Below are 1743 nucleotides of genomic sequence, written 5' to 3' on the forward strand. Positions count from 1 at the left end.
GGTCCATCGCGGTGAGGAAGAGGTGGTCCGGGACCTGCCAGCTGACCACGACGTGGTCGGTGGGGCCGGTCAGCGGACCTTCGCGTTCGAGGTAGACGCCCGCGTCGCCGGTCTCGATCGCGAGAGGGAGGCCGGCGAGGCGGACGGCGTGGTAGATCCGTTCCACGAGGTAGGGGGGCAGTTGGTGTTCCTCGGGTGCCCGCAGGCGTGAGGTCGCGGGGGTCGCGGGGGCTTCCATGTCATCGATCACGGACAGCACCCTGGCGTGAACGGTGGGTGTCGGAAAGGGGTGTTGGGGCAACTCCGCCCGATCGGGCGATGCGCGGCGGGACGGGTACGCTGGCGTCCCGCTTGATGATCTTGAGGGCTGTGGAAAGAGGTGCGGTGTGGGGGCCGACTGGCGTCAGGATCGGGTGGGTGCCGCGCTGCGGGGTGTGAACCCGACGGTGATGCGGCGTCTTTCGGCGGGGTTCGCCGCGGTCGGCGATGTGCAGTTCCTTCCCGGCTATTGCGTGTTGCTGGTCGACGAGCCGGGCGTCGAGCGGCTTTCGGAGCTCTCGGCGTCCAGGCGGTCGGCCTTTCTGGCTGACATGGATCTTCTCGGCGAGGCGGTCGAGCGGGCCTGCCGCGAGTCGGATCCGGCGTTCCGGCGGGTGAACCTCGAGATCCTGGGGAACACCGATTCGTTTCTGCACGCGCACGTGTGGCCTCGCTACGAGTGGGAGCCGGCCGAGCTGGTGGGCATGCCGGTGTGGCTCTACCCGCGCGAGCACTGGCGGGACGCGCGGTTTCGGCTGGGGTCGCGGCATGACGGGTTGCGGGCGGGGATCGCTCGGTGGTTGGACCGGCTGCGGGAGTGAAGGGGCGGCCGGGTCTCAGGGTCGGGGAGTCGGGGTGGTGGCGTCTTCCAGGGGCGTGGCGTAGGGGAGTTCGTCCAGGGGGGTGTCGGTGCGGAAGCGGTTGACGAGGTCGGCGAACTCGGCGACACGTTCCACCGGGGCGAGGTGGTCGGCTTCGCGGATGGTGGTGAAGCGGGCGGCGGGGAAGCGGGCGGCGACGGAGCGACCGTGGTCGGGCGGGGTGAGGTTGTCGTGTTCGCCGGTGACGACGAGGGTCGGCAGGGAGGGCAGGGGTTCGGGGCGGAACCACTCGTGGGAGGTCAGTCGCAGGTTGTGCTCCGACCACTTGGCGACCTCGTCGTCGTTCTGTGCGACGAACTGGCGGTGGAGGAACCGGGCGACGGCGGTCTGCCGGCGGACGGTGCCGGCGGAGGGTGCGGCGAGGAAGCGGGTGACGAGTTCGTCGGCGACGGCGTCGCGTTCACCGTCGGCCATCATGCGCCGCCAGCGGTGTGCGCAGGCGGCGTAGTCGTCGGGGACCCGGTCGGTCATGCCGACGAGGAGGAGGCGGCCGAGGTGCCCGGGGTAGTGCTGGGCGACGCGGACGGCGATGGCGCCGCCGAAGCAGGCGCCGACGAGGTCGACGCGGGGCAGGTCGAGTTCGTCGAGCAGGTGGCGGACGGCGGCGGCGAGGAAGTCGATGCCGTAGCGGGCGGGGAGCCGGTCCGCGGTGCCGTAGCCGGGGAGGTCGGCGGTGATGACGTCGCTGTGGTCGAGGAGGTGGGGTTCGTGCCTGACCCAGGAGAGGCGGTCCTGGGAGGAGCCGCCGAGGACGAGCAGCGGAGGGTTGGTGGTGGGGGCGCCGGTGACGCGCCGGCTGATGTAGCGGAAGCCGTCGAAGCGG

Annotated in this window: 3 protein-coding genes; 1 reads left to right on the top strand and 2 read right to left on the bottom strand. The window is 71.4% G+C overall.

Features of this window, described 5'->3' with window-relative positions; translation table 11 throughout:
* On the bottom strand, positions 1–250 hold a 250-nt coding region (locus GL263_RS26025), incomplete at its 3' end, for a hypothetical protein (protein WP_182858186.1).
* 136 nt (positions 251–386) lie between these two features.
* Between GL263_RS26025 and GL263_RS26030 the strand changes: the two genes are divergently transcribed.
* Positions 387–860 (top strand): HIT family protein, encoded by a 474-nt coding sequence (locus tag GL263_RS26030; RefSeq protein WP_182858187.1) that lies wholly within the window; start codon positions 387–389, stop codon positions 858–860.
* A 15-nt stretch (positions 861–875) separates the two neighbouring features.
* Here GL263_RS26030 and GL263_RS26035 read toward each other — a convergent pair.
* Positions 876–1743: alpha/beta fold hydrolase (locus tag GL263_RS26035; protein ID WP_182858188.1), on the bottom strand; the 868-nt coding region annotated here is incomplete at its 5' end.

It is taken from the genome of Streptomyces durbertensis, assembly GCF_014156695.1.
Classification (GTDB): domain Bacteria; phylum Actinomycetota; class Actinomycetes; order Streptomycetales; family Streptomycetaceae; genus Streptomyces; species Streptomyces durbertensis.